Annotated in this window: 16 protein-coding genes and 1 pseudogene; 15 read left to right on the plus strand and 2 right to left on the minus strand. The window is 68.4% G+C overall.

Annotated elements, in window-relative coordinates:
- Window positions 1-53: 53 nt before the first annotated feature.
- Both ACTMTI_RS21065 and ACTMTI_RS21070 read left to right on the plus strand, forming a co-directional pair.
- On the plus strand, window positions 54-1,007 hold the full coding sequence (locus ACTMTI_RS21065) for a LysR family transcriptional regulator (RefSeq protein WP_441122146.1): 954 nt from the start codon (window positions 54-56) through the stop codon (window positions 1,005-1,007).
- Between the two features lie 264 nt (window positions 1,008-1,271).
- Entirely contained in the window at window positions 1,272-1,781 is a 510-nt protein-coding gene (locus ACTMTI_RS21070) for an NUDIX hydrolase (RefSeq protein WP_441122147.1), read from the plus strand.
- 470 nt (window positions 1,782-2,251) lie between these two features.
- On the opposite strand, the gene ACTMTI_RS21075 is transcribed toward ACTMTI_RS21070, so the two are convergent.
- Window positions 2,252-2,392: a hypothetical protein gene (locus tag ACTMTI_RS21075; RefSeq protein WP_441122148.1), complete on the minus strand. Its 141-nt coding sequence runs from the start codon at window positions 2,390-2,392 to the stop codon at window positions 2,252-2,254.
- Between the two features lie 289 nt (window positions 2,393-2,681).
- Between ACTMTI_RS21075 and ACTMTI_RS21080 the strand changes: the two genes are divergently transcribed.
- The 7 genes from ACTMTI_RS21080 (at window position 2,682) to ACTMTI_RS21110 (ending at window position 10,001) form a co-directional block, all read left to right on the plus strand.
- Window positions 2,682-4,508 (plus strand): DJ-1/PfpI family protein, encoded by a 1,827-nt coding sequence (locus tag ACTMTI_RS21080; protein ID WP_441122149.1) that lies wholly within the window; start codon window positions 2,682-2,684, stop codon window positions 4,506-4,508.
- A 201-nt stretch (window positions 4,509-4,709) separates the two neighbouring features.
- Window positions 4,710-5,663: a serine hydrolase gene (locus ACTMTI_RS21085; protein ID WP_441122150.1), complete on the plus strand. Its 954-nt coding sequence runs from the start codon at window positions 4,710-4,712 to the stop codon at window positions 5,661-5,663.
- A 187-nt stretch (window positions 5,664-5,850) separates the two neighbouring features.
- Window positions 5,851-6,171 (plus strand): ArsR/SmtB family transcription factor, encoded by a 321-nt coding sequence (locus ACTMTI_RS21090; RefSeq protein WP_441122151.1) that lies wholly within the window; start codon window positions 5,851-5,853, stop codon window positions 6,169-6,171.
- A gap of 603 nt (window positions 6,172-6,774) precedes the next feature.
- Window positions 6,775-7,791, plus strand: a complete 1,017-nt coding sequence (locus ACTMTI_RS21095) for a sigma-70 family RNA polymerase sigma factor (RefSeq protein WP_441122152.1) — start codon at window positions 6,775-6,777, stop codon at window positions 7,789-7,791.
- A 256-nt stretch (window positions 7,792-8,047) separates the two neighbouring features.
- Complete coding sequence (locus tag ACTMTI_RS21100) at window positions 8,048-8,251, plus strand: hypothetical protein (protein ID WP_441122153.1); 204 nt, start codon at window positions 8,048-8,050, stop codon at window positions 8,249-8,251.
- A 48-nt stretch (window positions 8,252-8,299) separates the two neighbouring features.
- On the plus strand, window positions 8,300-8,713 hold the full coding sequence (locus tag ACTMTI_RS21105) for an SgcJ/EcaC family oxidoreductase (RefSeq protein ID WP_441122154.1): 414 nt from the start codon (window positions 8,300-8,302) through the stop codon (window positions 8,711-8,713).
- Window positions 8,714-9,275: 562 nt separating this feature from the next.
- Window positions 9,276-10,001, plus strand: a complete 726-nt coding sequence (locus ACTMTI_RS21110) for a class I SAM-dependent methyltransferase (RefSeq protein WP_441122155.1) — start codon at window positions 9,276-9,278, stop codon at window positions 9,999-10,001.
- 19 nt (window positions 10,002-10,020) lie between these two features.
- Here ACTMTI_RS21110 and ACTMTI_RS21115 read toward each other — a convergent pair whose 3' ends face one another.
- A complete protein-coding gene (locus ACTMTI_RS21115) occupies window positions 10,021-10,989 on the minus strand; it encodes a nucleoside hydrolase (RefSeq protein WP_441122156.1) in 969 nt (322 codons plus the stop codon).
- Window positions 10,990-11,252: 263 nt separating this feature from the next.
- Between ACTMTI_RS21115 and ACTMTI_RS21120 the strand changes: the two genes are divergently transcribed.
- The 6 genes and pseudogenes from ACTMTI_RS21120 to ACTMTI_RS21145 all read left to right on the plus strand — a co-directional run bounded on the left by ACTMTI_RS21120 (window position 11,253) and on the right by ACTMTI_RS21145 (window position 15,883).
- A complete protein-coding gene (locus ACTMTI_RS21120; RefSeq protein WP_441122157.1) occupies window positions 11,253-12,320 on the plus strand; it encodes an MFS transporter in 1,068 nt (355 codons plus the stop codon).
- 69 nt (window positions 12,321-12,389) lie between these two features.
- A pseudogene (locus ACTMTI_RS21125) lies at window positions 12,390-12,467 on the plus strand (hypothetical protein); the annotation flags it as partial.
- Between the two features lie 14 nt (window positions 12,468-12,481).
- Window positions 12,482-13,786, plus strand: a complete 1,305-nt coding sequence (locus tag ACTMTI_RS21130; RefSeq protein ID WP_441122158.1) for an FAD-dependent monooxygenase — start codon at window positions 12,482-12,484, stop codon at window positions 13,784-13,786.
- 215 nt (window positions 13,787-14,001) lie between these two features.
- Window positions 14,002-14,703 carry a hypothetical protein gene (locus tag ACTMTI_RS21135; protein WP_441122159.1) on the plus strand — a complete coding sequence of 234 codons (702 nt, stop codon included), beginning with the start codon at window positions 14,002-14,004 and terminating at the stop codon, window positions 14,701-14,703.
- An 86-nt stretch (window positions 14,704-14,789) separates the two neighbouring features.
- Window positions 14,790-14,951 carry a hypothetical protein gene (locus tag ACTMTI_RS21140; RefSeq protein ID WP_441122160.1) on the plus strand — a complete coding sequence of 54 codons (162 nt, stop codon included), beginning with the start codon at window positions 14,790-14,792 and terminating at the stop codon, window positions 14,949-14,951.
- Between the two features lie 68 nt (window positions 14,952-15,019).
- Window positions 15,020-15,883, plus strand: coding sequence for a hypothetical protein (locus ACTMTI_RS21145; RefSeq protein ID WP_441122161.1), 864 nt, complete (start codon window positions 15,020-15,022; stop codon window positions 15,881-15,883).
- Window positions 15,884-16,044 lie beyond the last annotated feature (161 nt).

A 16,044-nucleotide genomic window follows, 5' to 3' on the forward strand; every position in this document is an offset into this window, starting at 1 on the left:
AACAACGTACGGGACAAGCCGACAACCACCGGTTGTCACCTAAGGTGAAAGACGTGGACCTCGACCTGGCGCAGGTGCGCGCGTTCGTCCTGGCCGCCGAAGAGCTGCACTTCGGTCACGCGGCCGAGGAACTGTCGATCTCCCAGCAGGCGCTGTCCAAGCGGATCGCCCGCCTGGAGTCCATGCTCGGCAGGCGCCTATTCGAACGTGGTGGCCACGGGGTACGGCTCACCGAGGCCGGGCAACGTTTCCTGGAGCCTGCCCGACAGGCCTTGGCCGCCGCCGACCTGGCCGTGGCGACGGTGCTGGATGCGTACCGTCCGCTGCGGATCGACGTGTGGGGCCACCTGTATGCGCCCATGCGCACGCTGGCGCAAGTGGCATCCCACGAGCCGCGGCTGGAACTCGGGCATGGCCGTGACCTTCCTGCGGTGGCAGCCGCGCTGCTGCACGGCGCGATCGACGCCGCCTTCGGCCGCGTTCACGCGCCTCTGCCCGCCGGGCTGACGCATCGCCTGGTGCGACTGGAGCCGGTGGATGCGATCCTCAGCGCCGACCACCCACTGGCGCACGCCCCGGCCATCCGGCCCGAGCAACTGCACGACGGCGTGCTGTGGACCCCCGGGCCGCTCCATCGGCTGGACTTCCTGCACCGCTTCGCCGAGCACTTCGGCATCCGCGATCAGGCCGAGGGCACCAATCTGGGGCTGGACCACTTCCTGGTGGATCTGGCAGCGGATCCGCGCCGCTTCTGCCTGCTGCCCGCGGACGTGCCGCTCCCGTCCGGCCCGGCGATCCGCTCGGTCCCGCTGGTGGACCCGACACCCCTGTACGCCTGGTCATTGCTGTGGCGTGACAACGGCGGCCATCCACTGCTGGAAGCCTTGACGAGCGCCTTCACGGCGCAGGCGAAGCGCAACCGCTGGTTGGAATACGATCCCACCCGCGATTGGCTTCCCGAGCATGATCCCTCACCGCGGCGGAATCGTCCCGACCCAGGCGATTGAGCCCCAGGGATCCGACGTCGACCGACCAGACCACGTTGCGGTCGGAGGGCGGGGTGCCACTGGATCTCCTTCCGGGCAGGGCCCGCAGCGGCATGTGCGATGATTCTCCCTTCGGGAAGCGATCTTCTCAACCCTTCTCGCGCCCCAGGCCAGCCCTACTCGTGAACACCCCACTCAGGTCAAAGGCCATTTCCTGGTTATGGGAGGCGGCCTTCTGCGTTGCTGGGTGACTAACTGAGTGACCACGCCGGATGGGAGCAGGCGATGCGGACCCGACGAGGTGCCCGGATTGTGCTGCTGGACCAGGACGATCGGATTTTGATGATCCGGCACAGGGATGACGGCGCCATCGTCGTCCCGGGGTTTCCGGTCCGGGAGTTGTTCTGGGTGCCGCCAGGCGGAGGATTGAAGGAGGACGAGGATTTCCTTCAGGCCGCTCGCAGAGAGCTGCTGGAGGAGACCGGACTGACGGAGGTCGAGTGGGGGCCGTGCCTGTGGACTCTGGATGCGGACGTCCGATGGGGCGGCGAACCCGTGCACATGCACGAGCGGTACTTCCTTGCGCGGGCGCGCGGTACGCAGACCATCACCCGCGCCTACCTGGAGCCGGGCGAACAGCAGGCGATCATTGACCACCGATGGTGGTCCTTGGCTGAGCTTGTCGCGGCCGAGACCACGGAGACTCTGCGGCCTGTGGGACTTGCGGAGCTGTTGGCCGATGTGCTGGCCGTAGGGGGACGTCCGTCAGGCGAGCCGCGTGCCCTGCGCACGTAGGAGTCCTGTCCTCTGAAGTCACCCAGGATGAAGGCCGCCCCGGATCTCGGTGACAGTGGTGTTGCGGTGTCCGACCAGGCGTGAGATGGCCTCGAGTGGCATTCCGGAATCGGAGAGCAGCGAGACAAAGCTGTGCCGCATCCCCGAGTACTCGTCAGCCTCGCCAACGGCGACTTGTGGGCGTGCGGTACCGAGACGTGCGCCGAATCCGGTCTGGGAAACGATCTTCCGAGTGCCTGCTCCGCCCCAAGCCAGCCGCACTTGTGAACACCCCACCAGAGGTAAACAAGGCCCGTCCGGGTAATCGGACGGGCCTTTGCGCTGCTCAGGGGCTTGTTTGCTACCCGGTGCCTTCCCTTTGCCCCTGCTCGGTCGACTCCTCGGGTGTCCGATTCTGGGAGCGGAACGCCACGTCATCCGGCCAGCGTAGAGAGGGGATCGACACGGCCGCGAGCCTGCTCCCATAGCGCTCACGCCGGCAAGCCGACGTCGATCACCGCCACGTCGGTGCGGTGGCGGAGCGCCGCCGGCACGATGTGATCGCCGGAGGCCGGCTCGGCGACGACCTCGAGGTCGTCTTCCAGCTCTGCAGGGTGACCAGCGTGTCGCACAGGTTGCGCATGTCTCCGAGCTCGTGCCCCAGGTACTGGTTGCCTCCGCCGTGATCGGCACACACCCGGCAGCAGAGAGACGGGCCTGCGCCGTGCCGAGCGTTCCCCGGAAGTTGTCATGAACCACACCGCAACGGACACACAGCCCTCCTATCCGGACAACCCGACCGCTGATCGCTTGCCCGCGCCCGCCGAGACAGCTGGACTGGCATCGTCCGGCCAGGGCGCCCACCACCTGCCATGACGGCAACGCCGGCGATGTCACGTCCTTCGTGTCAGGAGCACAGCAATGACAGTCCACACGTCACGTACGCGCCTGGTCGGCCGGTTCCTCTGGCACTACATCGAGATGGTCATCGCGATGATGCTGGGGATGCTGCTGCTCGATCTGGTGCGGGACGCGGTCCTGCCGGAGATCACCCGGATCGACGTCAACATGTTGATCACGGCCGCCGACATGACCATCGGCATGGCCGTCTGTATGCGTGTCCGCCGCCACGGCTGGCCCGGCATCGCCGAGATGAGCGTGGCGATGTTCGCGCCTTTCCTCGTTCTCCTCGTCCCGTACGGGTTCGGGGTGTTACCGGGCCACCTGGTGATGTCGATCGGGCACGTGCTCATGTTCGTTCTCATGGCCGCGGTCATGCTGAGGCGGCGCGAGGAGTACGTACGGCACCGGCACCGCCTCGGCATCCTTCGGTCGAAGTGGATCGGGAGGGCGGCCGTCGTGCTGGCCGCGTTGCTGATCCCAGGTGCGGTCTCCGCGGTGAACACCATGGGCAAGTTCGGCGACCTGTACGAGCCGCGCCCGGACGCGGTGACGGCCGAGCCCGCGCCGAAGGCCGCCGACCATGATCCGGCCAAGCCCACAGTCGCCTTGCTGGTCAACGGCAGCGGCGCCAACGCCGCCGACCTGCTCGGGCCGTACGAGGTGCTGGCGGGCACCGGCCGGGTGAACACCTACGTCGTCTCGGCCCGCCCTGGACCTGCGCCTCTGACCGGTGGCCTGGACGTCGTGCCGGACCTGACCTTCGCCGAGCTGGCCCGGCTGCTCGGCGAGCGGCACGACAGCCTCGACGCCGTGGTGATCCCGGCCCTCCAGCAGCCGGTTCCCGCCGAGGCCGGTGCGATCACCACATGGGTGCGGCAGCAGTCAGCCGCCGGCGCGCTGGTGGTCAGTGTCTGCAACGGGGCACGCGCCCTCGCCGCCACCGGGCTGCTGGACGGCAGGCCCGCGACCTCCCACTGGACACGGCTACCCGGTCTGCGGGCGGATTTCCGCAACGTCCAGTGGACGAGCGGCCTGCGGTACGTCGACGACGGAAACCTGATCACCACCGCCGGTGTGCTGTCCGGCATCGACGGCGCCCTGCGGATCGTCGAACGGCTGACCGACGTGGACACCGCTCGCGCGGCGGCGGCCAGAGTCCACTGGCGTCACTACTCGCCCGGCAGCGCCGCGCAGATCCCCAGGTCCGGTTGGGCGGCGCCGGACGTGGTCGCCGCACTCAACGCCTCCTACCAGGTCGGGCCGTCGACCATCGGTGTCCGGCTGATCGAGGGCGTCGGCGAACTGGAACTCGCCTCCGCGTTCGTCTCCTACACCGAGCAGTCCATGATCGGCCGCACGGTCGCGGTCGGCGACGGTCCGGTCCGCTCCCGGCACGGCCTGACGTTCATCCCCCGCTCGACGGTCGCGGCAGCCGCGGACGACCTCGACCGCCTGCTCGTGCCTGGTCTGGACGCGGCGCGCCGCCACGTGGCGGGCACCGGGCCGGCCGCGGACACCGGAGGTCTCCGGCCCGAGTATCTCCACCTCGGCGAGGAGTTCGCGTTCGATCCGGTGCTGCGCGACATCGCCCGTACCCACGACGTGCAGACGGCCCGGTTCACCGCCAAGACGCTGGAGTATCCGGTGATGAACGTCCAGTTGACCGGCAACGCCTGGCCGTGGCCGGAGACCATCGTTCCGTTGGCGCTCGCACTGCTGGGCATCGCCTCCGCCGTGGCCGCCGGCATGGTGTTCCGCCGGATCCGGGCCGCTGGCCGGCGCCCGGAACCGATCGACACACAGGAGGCCCCCACCGAACTGGCGCCGAGCATCAACCGCAGCTGAGACCCGGCCGCTCCACCCGCCCTGGCCGTCACCGCGCCCCCGGCGGCCAGGGCCCGGACGGTGGGGTCTGATCGCTGCTGATCCTTCGGGCCAGGGGACTTGGCGCTGCGGGGCTGGATCATGCTTGGTAGCGACACGTGATCAGCCGTCAACCTCAAAATTCAATATTCCGAAATTTCGGTTTTATGGTTGAATCGAGGAATGCAATCCATCCTCAGCATGCTGCTGACCACCGTGCTGGCGGCCCCGATGACCGGCGCCGTCGCCGCCCCCGCCGACCTCAAGGACGTTGAGGCCGTACTCGCCTACATCCGCGCTCATCCCGACGACGTCGCGCTGGTGACACAGGGCATCAGTCACAACGCCGATCGCCTCACCCCTGTGGCGTCAGCCATCAAGATCATCCATCTCGCCGCCTACGCCGACGCCGTCCGCAAGGGGAGGGCCAAGCCGGGCGAGCCCGTCTCCGTGGCCCTGTGGAACGCCTACCACCTGCCCGGCACCGATGGTGGTGCCCACGAGGCGGCGCTCAAACGGCTCAAGCCCGGTGCGACCGTCACGCTCGACCAGGTCGTCTCCGCCATGATCGAGGAGAGTGACAACGCCGCCGCCGACCTGCTGCGCGACCGCCTCGGCCCCGGCGTGCTGCGCAAGATCGCGCAGACTCGCGTCGGTACCATCAACGGCGAGATGCTACGCGCCGTCGGCGGCTGCACGCTGCCCGCCGACGTCTGTCTGAAGAACTACGTCAAGGCTGGTAAGCAGGTGCAGCCCACGCTCCCCAGCTTTGCCCAGCAAGCTACCTGGGCCGAAACCGTGACCCGCGTCGAACCTGGCGTTCTGCGCAGAGTGCTCGCCGAACTCAGGAAGGACAAGACGGCGAGCAAGCACCTGGAGTGGCCGATGCGCCAGCCCGGAGCCGACCCCCGCACACTCCTCATCGGCACCAAGGGCGGCGCGCTGCCCGGCGTCATCAGCGAGGCCATGTACACAATCCGGCCAGGTGAGAAGCCGCGCGAGACCGTCCTCGCACTGCGGCGACTGCCTGAGGCGACCTGGTTCTCCGGGATGCGCAGCTATGCTCATCAGCAGTTCATCGTGCGGATGGCGACCGATTCGGTCTTTTTCGAGAAAGTCCGCACAGCGTTGAAGTGAGGCAACCCTGACCAGTGCCAACGACCGGCTCCAGGACCTCGAGGCGCGAGTCGCCGCCCTCGAGGCCGCGCTCATCGCCCCTAAGGCACCGGCGGTCGGCGACGACACCGGCCTGATCACCTACGGCGGCCAGGCCAAACTCGGCGACCACCAGTGGCTATGGGAGATAAACCGCAGCCCCGGCTGGTTGCTTCAGCAGCCGACGGGGCCGTTGGCCGCCGTACTGGCCGCCGCCGGGCACCCGGCGCGCTTCGAAATCCTGCAGTTGCTGGTCGTCGGGCCCAAGCCGGTCGCCGACCTTCAGGCCGAGCTGGCCCTCGCCTCCCCGGGCCAGCTGTACCACCACCTCAAGACGCTGGCCTCGGCCGGGCTGGTCGAGCAGCCCGAGCGGGGAGTCTACCGGGTGCCGCCACACGTGATCTTCCCCGTGCTGGCCCTGGCGGCCGCCGCGATCGACGTGGTCGAGCGCTCCAGCGCTCCGGTGGAACCTCGCAATCTGCCTGGCTGATGTTTCAGCCGGTGCGCCAGATCTACCACACCGATACGCCGCGTCGACGGATACTCAGTAACGATGACCCTCGCTGACCAGGCCGCCATGACGGGGCAGGATGGTCGGCTGACCGATGAGCAGCGCGCGGCGCGCAGCCGGACGGCCGCGACCGTGCGCGGACGCGGCCACCTTGGCGGTCGGTCGCCTGCTCGCCCACGTCGGCGGTCACGTGCCCGTCTCCGTCATGAGTGTGCCTTCCGGAATGGTGAACAGTGCTTACATCCATCCTTCGCCGAACACCGGGATCTTCTTCCCGCCGCCAGGAGCTCCGGGATGCCCTCACTGGGCCTTGTGTCCCCTTACGGGCCTGCTCGACCAGCACGGCACGCACATCACCTCCGCGCCCACCCCGCCAGGTCTGCTGCGCGTCGTGCACGCACGAGTCCTCGACGAAGACACCCACGCTGCCAACAAGATCAAACCCGCGTGTTGATAATCTGCAGGCCCTTCTTGTTCTTTATCCAAAATCCGGGACGTATGCCGTGGCCAGGCCGTTGCCGACCGCGTGGTGATCTATCCGCCCATAGCGGATTGTCACTGGAGTCGACAGGTACGGTGTTTGTGGCGGCAGTGGAGATGGGGCGTGGCGTGATGGCGGGGGAAGAAGGCTTCGATCGTCGGATCGAACCGTTCCGGACGGAGCTGCTGGCGTACTGCTACCGGATGCTCGGCTCGGCCCACGACGCAGAGGACTTGGTCCAGGACACGTACCTGAGGGCGTGGCGGGCGCGGGAGCAGTACGACGATACTCGCAGCTCGCTACGCACCTGGCTCTACCGGATCGCGACGAACGCCTGCCTGACCGCCCTGGAGGTGCACGGCCGCCGCCCGCTGCCGTCGGGGCTGGTGGCCGCGTCGGATCCGCTCGGGCCGCTCGTCCAGGGAGAGCACGCCGCCTGGCTCCAGCCCTTGCCGGACTCGTTGCTGGACGCGGGCGATCCGGCTGGGGCCGTGATCGACCGCAGCAGCCTGCGCTTGGCGTTCGCCGCCGCCCTGCAGCACCTGTCGGCGCGTCAGCGCGGTGCGCTGATCCTGCGTGACGTGCTCAGCTTCTCCGGGTCCGAGACGGCGGAAATCCTCGGCACCACCGTCGTGTCGGTGAACAGTGCCCTGCAGCGGGCGCGTACCCGCGTGAAGGAGGTCGGGGTCCAGCAGGAACGGGTCAGCGAGCCGTCCGCGGCCGAGCAGCGCGCCTGGGTCGAACGCTACATGAAGGCGTTCGAGCGCGCCGACGTCGAGGGCCTCAAACGGCTGCTCACCGAGGACGTGCTCATGGAGATGCCGCCGATGCTCAACTGGTTCTCCGGCCGCAGCAACTACGGCCTGTTCATGGAATGGGTCTTCGGGGCGGCCGGGAAGGACTGGCTTCTCAAGGAGGTCGCGGCCAACGGCGGCCAGCCCGGATTCGCCGCCTATCAGCGCGTCGGCGACGGGTACGCCCTGCACACGCTCCAGATCTTCACCGTCACCGACGAGGGCATCAGCCGGAATTCGGTGTTCCAGGACTCCAACGTCTACGCGACTTTCCGCCTGGCGGCCAGGCTCGACGACCAGGGACTTGCCATCGCCGACGCCTAGCCGGGCGAGGGTGGGGGACGGCTCGTCGAACGTGGCCGTGACGCTTGGACTATGGGTTGGTCCGGGCTGATGGGACGGGAGATCGGGCCGGCGCGGGACAGGGCCGGCCTCGACGTCTTTCGCCCGACAGCCACGTGGAGCGGATAGCGATCCGCGCGGCCGGGCGGTCGGCGTCGTCGTGGACGGCCGGCTGGTAGAACGAGGGCGCGTCGCCCGAGCAGGTCGTGCTGCGCACGACCTGCTCGGGCGTCCATCGATGGTCAACCGCTTCGACCTGGCGCACCACTTCCCGGAGCTGCGCAAGGATGCCGACGGCAGCATCGTGTTCGGGGTCATGGCGGTGGCCCGGCGCGCGCGCTCGCGCGGGAGCGTCACCCTTCAGCCGGCGGACCCGAGCACGCCTCAACATCTCTTGACCGCGGGCGCGATGAGTTCCGACTCCGCCGCCGGTATGTACTAGCGAGTTCGCCGGAATACCCCGGGCGAGCCGATCACAAGGGAGAATCTGATGTCGAACAGTCGTGTGGAGGACGAGGCCGCAATCCAGGCCGTGCTGGTTGATTCCTACAAGGCGTGGGAGGCCGGCGACGCCGACGGCATGGTCGCCAACTACACCGCGGACGCGACCGCCATCATGACCGGCTCGCTCCGCGACAGCCGGGATGTGATCCGTCAGAACATGGCTCTGGGCTTCGAGGGGCCGCTCAAGGGCAGCTCGACCTACAACAAGCAGCTCAGCATCCGCTTCGTCGGCAGGGACGGCGCGATCGTCGTCAGCGAATCCGCCATCCTGTTCGCCGGCGAGACCGAGGTTCCGGACGACCTGCGTAAGGTGAACGCGACCTGGGTTTTCGAGAAGCGGGACGGCCAGTGGCTGATCGCCGCCTATCACAACAGCCCGGTGCTGGCGCCTGAGCAGTGAGCCGCGGTTGCGCGGCGCGAAGTGAGCCCCGGGACGCTCGATACCGAGCCGGTCATTGAGCGTTTCGATCACCGATTCCACGCGCTGGCGCGGCCACATCGGTCGCGGTGAGCGAGACAGGCGTTAGGTTCCCGGGATTGCCACTGTTTCGGTACGGCATGTCGCCTAGCGTGGGGCGGCCATCACCCTCATCTTCGTCGCGGGAACGCTTCGAGGAGAAGGGTGGTGGCCGTCGATGCCAGCTCCTGGCTGCGGCCCGGTGTGTCCACCTCGCCGGGCCGGTCGTTCTGCCACACCTATGGCCGCGGCAAGGATCAGCATCTGATGATTCCAAGGAGAACGGGCTCCGCCACGGGTGAGGTCAAAGCGGGCGGCGCGTAGCGTCCCCCTCATGGCCGGCACACCTCGCGCTCGATCGGCGTGACGGAGGCATGCCTTCCCCGCGTCCGCGGGCGGCGGATCCCTCGCTCCACGTCACGAGGTCACGCTTCGCCGAGGAATGGTCAAGGCCGGGGCGTGCCACGCCCGAGGTGGCGAGATCAGTCACAGGAAGGGGACGAAGTTGCCGGAGCGATCAGGAACCCTGGCTGACGATCCGTTCAGTGGTCGGCACCCGACCAGTCACGAACGGATGACGGGAGTGCCCTGGGATGTGTCGTACCACGACGGCCCCGCACCTTGGGACATCGGCCGGCCGCAGCCGGCGGTGGTGCGTGCGGCAGCCGAAGGCGGATTCGCCGGAGCGGTGCTCGACGCCGGCTGCGGGACCGGCGAGAACGCTCTTCACCTCGCCTCGCTGGGATTGCCGGTTCTGGGCGTCGACGTGGCCGAGACGGCCCTGGCGATCGCCCGGGCGAAGGCCGACGATCGCGGGATCGAGGTTGACTTCGCCGCGGCTGACGCGTTGCGGCTGGAGCGTCTGGGGCGCCGGTTCGAGACGGTGCTGGACTGCGGACTGTTCCACACCTTCGACGCCGACGAGCGACTCGGATACGTGGCGAGTCTGGCATCGGTGATCGAGCACGATGGGACGCTGTATGTGTTGTGCTTCAGCGACGATGGTCCCGATACCGGCCCGCACCCCGTCAGCCGGGATGAGCTGAGGGCGGCGTTCAACCCCGGCACCGGATGGAACGTCGCCGCCATCGAACCGGACCGGGTTCTGACGAGATATCACGACGACGGCGCACCTGCCTGGTTCGCGACACTCAACCGGATTCAACGACAACTCGAACGCCAGCCCGTTGAGCCTGGCCCCCCTCCCCGATCGCAGCGACCGTGTCGATGATCCGGTCCGTTGGAACCTGTCAGCCTTGCTCGCTTCGGCCGCGCTGGGTGAAGACGTCGAGCAGCAGCTCTGCCAGCACCTGCGGGTCCGCGCCGAGCGCGACGTCCGCGTTGGGCTTTTGCGGGCTATTGAGCCGGGTGTCCATCACGGTCCGGCCGATCGTGAGCGGGCTGGTGGTGTCCACGGTGACGTGCAGGCTTCGCGTGGTGATGATCTCGGGCCGTACGAGGTAGGCGGTGCAGACGACGTCATGTACCGGTGCGGCGTCGTCGGCGGTCACTGTCCCGTCGTAGGCGTCGATCCGCCGGGAGATGAACCGGGAGGCGGCGATCCCGGCGGGCGTCGCAGACTCTTCCAGTCTGGCGCAGGTGTCCCGCGTGACCAGGGCCTGGTAGGTGGCGTCGAGCGGCACCAGGGTGAGGCGGCTGAAGCCGGCGGACAGAACCATGTTCGCGGCTTCCGGGTCGGCCCAGATGTTGAACTCGGCCGAGGCGGTCACGTTGGTCACCGCATGCCCCCCGCCCATGATCACCACCTCGTCGACCGCGTTCGTGAGGGAGGGGTCGATGGCCAGCGCGGTGGCGATGTTGCTCAACGGGCCCACGGGAACCAACGTGATCTGCTCGGTGGCCGAGCGCAGTGTCTCGATGAGAAACTCGACCGCTCCGGTGTCTTGGCACACGCTGCGCGGTTCGGGAATGGGCAGCGCACTGCCGTGCGGATCGTCGCCGGAGTCTCGGTCGAAGTGCTTGGCGGATGGAAAGCCGAGCCGGGCGATGGGGCGGGCCAGACCCGCGAAGACCGGGATGTCGGACCTTCCGATCCAGTCGAGCACGCGCAGTGTGTTGTCGGTGGTGTTTTCGAGTGGCACGTTGCCGTTCACGGTGGTGACACCGATCAGGTCGAGGTCTGGATGCAGCGCCGCGAACATGATCGCGACCGCGTCGTCGGTTCCGGTGTCCACGTCGAGGATGACTTTCCGGCTCACGAGAGCGCTTTTCCCTTCCACAGCGGTGGCTTGGACGAGGTTGCCTGGTGCCGCGTCACTCTCGCCCGAGCCGATCGTCAAGGACAATCCTGATCATGCCGGACAACTTGCGAATCGGCTTCGCCCGTCGCCCGATCATCTCGGCACTCGACGCGCTGCTCGACGGCCTCGTCGCCGGCTAGAGGCGGCTAGGGCCTGTTTTCAAATTGATCTTTGCGTGATCTGAGGTCTTCATGATCGTCGGGTGCGTGGTGATCTGAGCGATGAGCAGTGGGTGGTGCTGGAGTCGCTGCTACCGGTCGCGGCCGGGCGGGGACGTCCGGCCGTGGTGTCGCGACGGCAGGGCACTGGGCGTGTGGAGCGGCGCGGGCGCCAGCGGGCTGGCGCTCGGCTCGCTGCTGGGCGGGCTGTTGACCGGGGCGTGGGGCTGGCAGGCGGTCTTCTACGTCAACGTGCCGCTGGCCGCCATCGCCATCGCGGGCGCCTACCTGCTGATCCCGGCGGACGGCCCGCGGGCCCGAGGCCGCCGCTTCGACCTACCGGGCGCTGTGCTGGCCACGGCCGGGGTGAGTCTGCTGGCCTTCGCGCTCATCCAGGGCCCGGAGTCCGGGTGGGCCTCGCCGTCCATCCTCAGCAGCGTCGTGCTGGCCGTCGTGCTGCTGGCCGCGTTCGTCTCGGTCGAGAAGCGCAGCGGGGATGCGCTCATGCCGCTACGGCTGTTCGGCAACCGCAGCCTGAGCTCGGCCATCGCCGTCATCCTGGTCTTCGGCGTCACGTTCAACGCGCTGCCGTATTTCCTGACCGTCTACTTCCAGACCGTCCTCGGCTACGGTGCGGTGGCGACCGGGCTGGCCTTCCTGGTGCCCGCGCTGCTGATCGCGTTCGGCACCCAGCTGGGCGGGCGGCTGGCAGGCCGCATCGGGATGCGTCTGACCCTGCTCATCGGCACCATCGGAGGGGCCGCGGGGACCGCGCTGGTGGCCGTCGGCGTCAGCGCCGATGGATCGTACGCGAACGTCCTGCCCGGAATTGTGATCATGGGGGTCAGCCAAGGCCTCACCTGGACCGGCATGTGGATCGCCTCCGCGACCGGCGTCGCGGGTCGCGAGCAAGGCGTGGCCTCCGGGTTGGCCTCCACGGCGCTGCAGGTCGGCTCGGCGCTCGGCCTGGCCGTGCTGGTGGCCGCCAGCGGATTGGGTGAGGCGACCGGCACGGCGCTCGCAACCGGCCTGCGCACGGCGGTGTTCATCGCCGCGGTAGGCATGCTGCTCGGCACCGCGGTCGCGCTCACCTTCGCCAGGAAGCGAATCGCCCAGCCGGCGCTGGTCTGAAACCCGTGGTTGTGTATGGAAGGAGCTGCGATGTTCGACGTCGCGATCGTGGGCGGCGGCCCTGTGGGCATGCTGCTGGCCGCCGAGCTCGGGCTGCAGGGCGTCCGGCCGCTCGTGCTGGAACGGCTGGCGGTGCCGTCCGGGAGTCGAAGGCCGGTACGTTGCACGCGCGTACCGCGCAGAGTCTCGACAGGCGCGGCCTGCTCGACGCGGTCGGCAGGTCGAGCAGGGGAAGCGTGCGCTTCCACTTCTCCGGCATGTTCGGGCTCGACCTGGGCGCGGTCGTGGAGGAGGGCGCGAGCATCGTCGGCAGTCCACAGGCGTGGGCCGAGCAGGTGTTCGGCCGCCGCGCAGCTGCGCTGGGCGCGGAGATCAGGCGCGGGCAAGAGGTCACCGGGCTGGTCCAGAACGACGACCACGTGGTGCTGACCGCCAACGGGCGCGAGCTGGCCGCGCGCTACGTGGTGGGCACGGACGGCGCGCGCAGCACGGTACGCCGCGCCGCCGGGATCCCGTTCAGCGGCACGCCCGCGCGGGTGGCCGCGCTCATGGGCGACGTGCGGCTGCTCGACCCGTACGGCCTGCCACCCGGCTACACCCGCACCCCGCGCGGCTGGATCATCGTCTGGCTCGACCCGGCCGGGCACAGCCGCGTCACCACGTACGACTTCCGCGCCCCGCACCCCGACCGGCAGGCACCGGTTACCCTCGCCGAGCTGCGGGAGGCGGCCGAACACATCCTGGACCGGCCCGTCCCGATGGCCGACCCCAGGAACCTGTCCCGCTACGGCGACGCCGCACTGCAGGCGGACACGTATCGCAAGAGCCGGGTGCTGCTCGCCGGCGACGCCGCGCACGTGCACTTCCCGTGGGGAGGCCAAGGGCTGAACACCGGGCTGGAGGACGCCTTCAACCTGGGCTGGAAGCTCGCCGCCCAGGTGCACGGGCACGCGCCGGACGGCCTGCTCGACACCTACCACTCCGAACGGCATCCGGTGGCCGCCCGCGTGTTGTGGAACGTGCGGGCGCAGACCGCGCTGGCCGACCCGGACCCGGCAGTCGATCCACTCCGCGAGTTGTTCGCCGAGCTGATGCGCTTCGACGAGGTGAACACGTACCTGAGCGGGATGATCAGCGGCGTGCACACCACCTACGACGTGGGCGTGCCCGGGGCCGGGCGGATGGCCGCCGACATGGTGCTGAAGACCGCCGGCGGGCCGGTCAGGCTGGTGGAGCTGTTGCGGACCGGGCGGCCGCTCCTGCTCGACCTGGCCGGGCGCGACGACCTGGTGGCCGAGGCAACCGGCTGGGCGGACCGGGTGGACGTGCTCCGGGGTGGTGCCGATCACCCGGCCGAGGCGCTGCTGATCCGTCCTGACGGATACGTGGCGTGGACCTCTGACGCCGCCAGACATCCGCTACGGGACTCGCTCGAACGCTGGTTCGGCAAGAGCGACGGAGCGTGACCCACCTCGGGCCGGCCCTATTCGTGAACACCCCGCCCAGGTCAGTGCGGCTGTTCTGGTGTCCCTTGTGGTGGCCGACGGGGAGATGGCCGCAACAGTTCGGACCGGTCGATGCAGCTGCGGATCGGGCGTTGGATGCAGGCCAGAGCTACCCGTGAACGGTCAGAAGGCCCGGTCCCAGATCATGGAACCGGGTCCTCTGGCATAGTGAGCCTGTGCAGGCAGAGGCGAAGGATTGGCCTGAGCCGATATCGACGTGCTGGAACTACTGGATCGCGGTCCCGACCGGTGACCAGGTCGGCCTCATGGAGGTCCTTGGTTTGTCGTCGCCCAGGCCGATCACCTTCGTTGAGGCACAAGAGGTGATCGACGCTGATGGACACGGCGAACCGGACGATCCTCATCACTTGTCGCGGGTTTTCGTCACGCCCGAGGTGGACGGATGGACCCTGGTCATCGGGGCCTGGTGCGATCCTTGCGACGGCGGACGTCGTGAGGATGTGCTCAGGTTGTGCCGGGTGCTCAGTGCCCGCTATGGAGGGGCGCAGGCCTACTACTACGGCGCGCAGGGGGACGGTTCGGCATGGGTGGTGGCCGAGAACGGCTGCGTCATTCGTCGGTACGCGGCAACCGGCGAACCGGATGACGCATCGCTCACTCTCGGCAACCCGCTGCCCTATGAGCAGGTACGGCTTCAGGAACTGGGGCTGCCGGTCGACGGAGACCTGCGGACGGCAAGCGGTGAACAGATCGATGAGTGGACACTGGCCGCCTTCGACATGGCCCCAGAGATTGCTGCCGCCTGCGGTATCAGCCCGTTTACTCTGAACCACGACACAAGGGTGCGTGGAACCGGCGTGCTCGCGATTACGCCGGAGGGCGCCGGCCGGGCGATCGAGGCCACAGAAGGCCGCTGATCCCAGCGATCAGGGGCCACACCGGTGGCCCGTGGACGACCCTCGTCTCCACCGGGGGATTTGCAGGTGACAAGGGGTTTCGCAAGTTGGACGTCTCGTACACCGATCTCGCCACGGCGGTGTCAGAGTTCGGTCGATTGTCCGACGCCGTGCGCGGCCACGTGACCGCCCTGCAGGCCGACCTGCCCGCCGCGGAGGACATCTGGGGGAGCGGCGAGTCCGGGGGCGAGGCGAGGACGATGTACTGACGCGGGAAGTTCGGACCTACCTTGCACCTTCGGTGGCGCGGGTCTCGGTGTACGGTCAAAATCGGCTGGTGTCGAATATCTTCACGGACTTCATCCGGGTTTATGCGCAGCCTGGTCGCCGCATCGATGAGGTCGAGGCGCAGTGGATCGCCTGGATGTTGCTTGGGCCCGGCGGTTCCTATCATGTTCCGGTCTGCATCCGATGCGGGCCGCAGGGGCGCTACGCCGAAATCCAGTACGGCTCTGGCAAGAGCCCCGACGTCGTGGATTTCTGCGAGAACCACATAGGGTACTGGCGCTACAGCACGATCTGGGGGCGGCACTTCAACGAGGGCGGCTCCCAGGATGTGATCTGGCAGGACGACGTCAACGACGGCCCACGTCGGTTCTGCCGGTACGGTTTCGACGAAATCCGCGTCATCACTGAGGGCGGGCAGCCGCCCTTGGTACCGGACATGCCATGGCAGCGGCAGCTCGATGGCTCCTGGCGGCTGCGGGTTGACGGCAGCTACCGCACCGGCAACGACCGTTTCGCTCGCGTCGGGCCCTGCGCTACGGCCACGGTGGACCCGCCGGACCCAGACCCAGCGGACTTGCCTCTGTCTACACCGACCACCCCGAACATCTGCGGCGAGGAACTGACGAGCATCGACCCGTCCTGGCTTGCCGCTCTCACCGACGGCGGGTCGGCTGCCACGTTGATCGAGCACCGCTGGCGAGGTCGGATCGTGCATTGGTCGTCGTTCCAGCCCGACGAGCGTTGCTACGACCCTGACCCTGACTGGCAGCACCGATGCGCCGATGACTGGGACAACTGCCTCGACCCGGAGTTTCTCCGTTTTATCGGCGCAACCGACCTGCTGGCCCCTGCGGACGTTTATGAACGCGACCAGGAAGATTGGGAATCGGCGACCTGGTACCGGAGGCGATGACCGACCTGCCCACGGTAGAGCCCGCGGTCTGGCTGTTCTGAGGAAGTCGCGAACGTCACAGCAAGAACGGCTGGTGGCGATCCCGCCACCAGCGGATCGAAGTCCAGCAGTGAAGTCGCTCGCGGACCGGACAGAGGCGTCAGGGTGGTGCGGCGAGCCTC

Origin of the sequence: Nonomuraea sp. H19 (assembly GCF_052068215.1) — a bacterium.
Lineage (GTDB): Bacteria > Actinomycetota > Actinomycetes > Streptosporangiales > Streptosporangiaceae > Nonomuraea.

What these genes read in the sequence shown, in the direction of transcription:
- ACTMTI_RS21070 (WP_441122147.1), top strand. Translation starts at nt 1,272, where the DNA reads ATGCGGACCCGACGAGGTGCCCGGATTGTGCTGCTGGACCAGGACGAT.
- ACTMTI_RS21080 (WP_441122149.1), top strand. Translation starts at nt 2,682, where the DNA reads ATGACAGTCCACACGTCACGTACGCGCCTGGTCGGCCGGTTCCTCTGG.
- ACTMTI_RS21085 (WP_441122150.1), top strand. Translation starts at nt 4,710, where the DNA reads ATGCAATCCATCCTCAGCATGCTGCTGACCACCGTGCTGGCGGCCCCG.
- ACTMTI_RS21100 (WP_441122153.1), top strand. Translation starts at nt 8,048, where the DNA reads ATGGTCAACCGCTTCGACCTGGCGCACCACTTCCCGGAGCTGCGCAAG.
- ACTMTI_RS21105 (WP_441122154.1), top strand. Translation starts at nt 8,300, where the DNA reads ATGTCGAACAGTCGTGTGGAGGACGAGGCCGCAATCCAGGCCGTGCTG.
- ACTMTI_RS21120 (WP_441122157.1), top strand. Translation starts at nt 11,253, where the DNA reads ATGAGCAGTGGGTGGTGCTGGAGTCGCTGCTACCGGTCGCGGCCGGGC.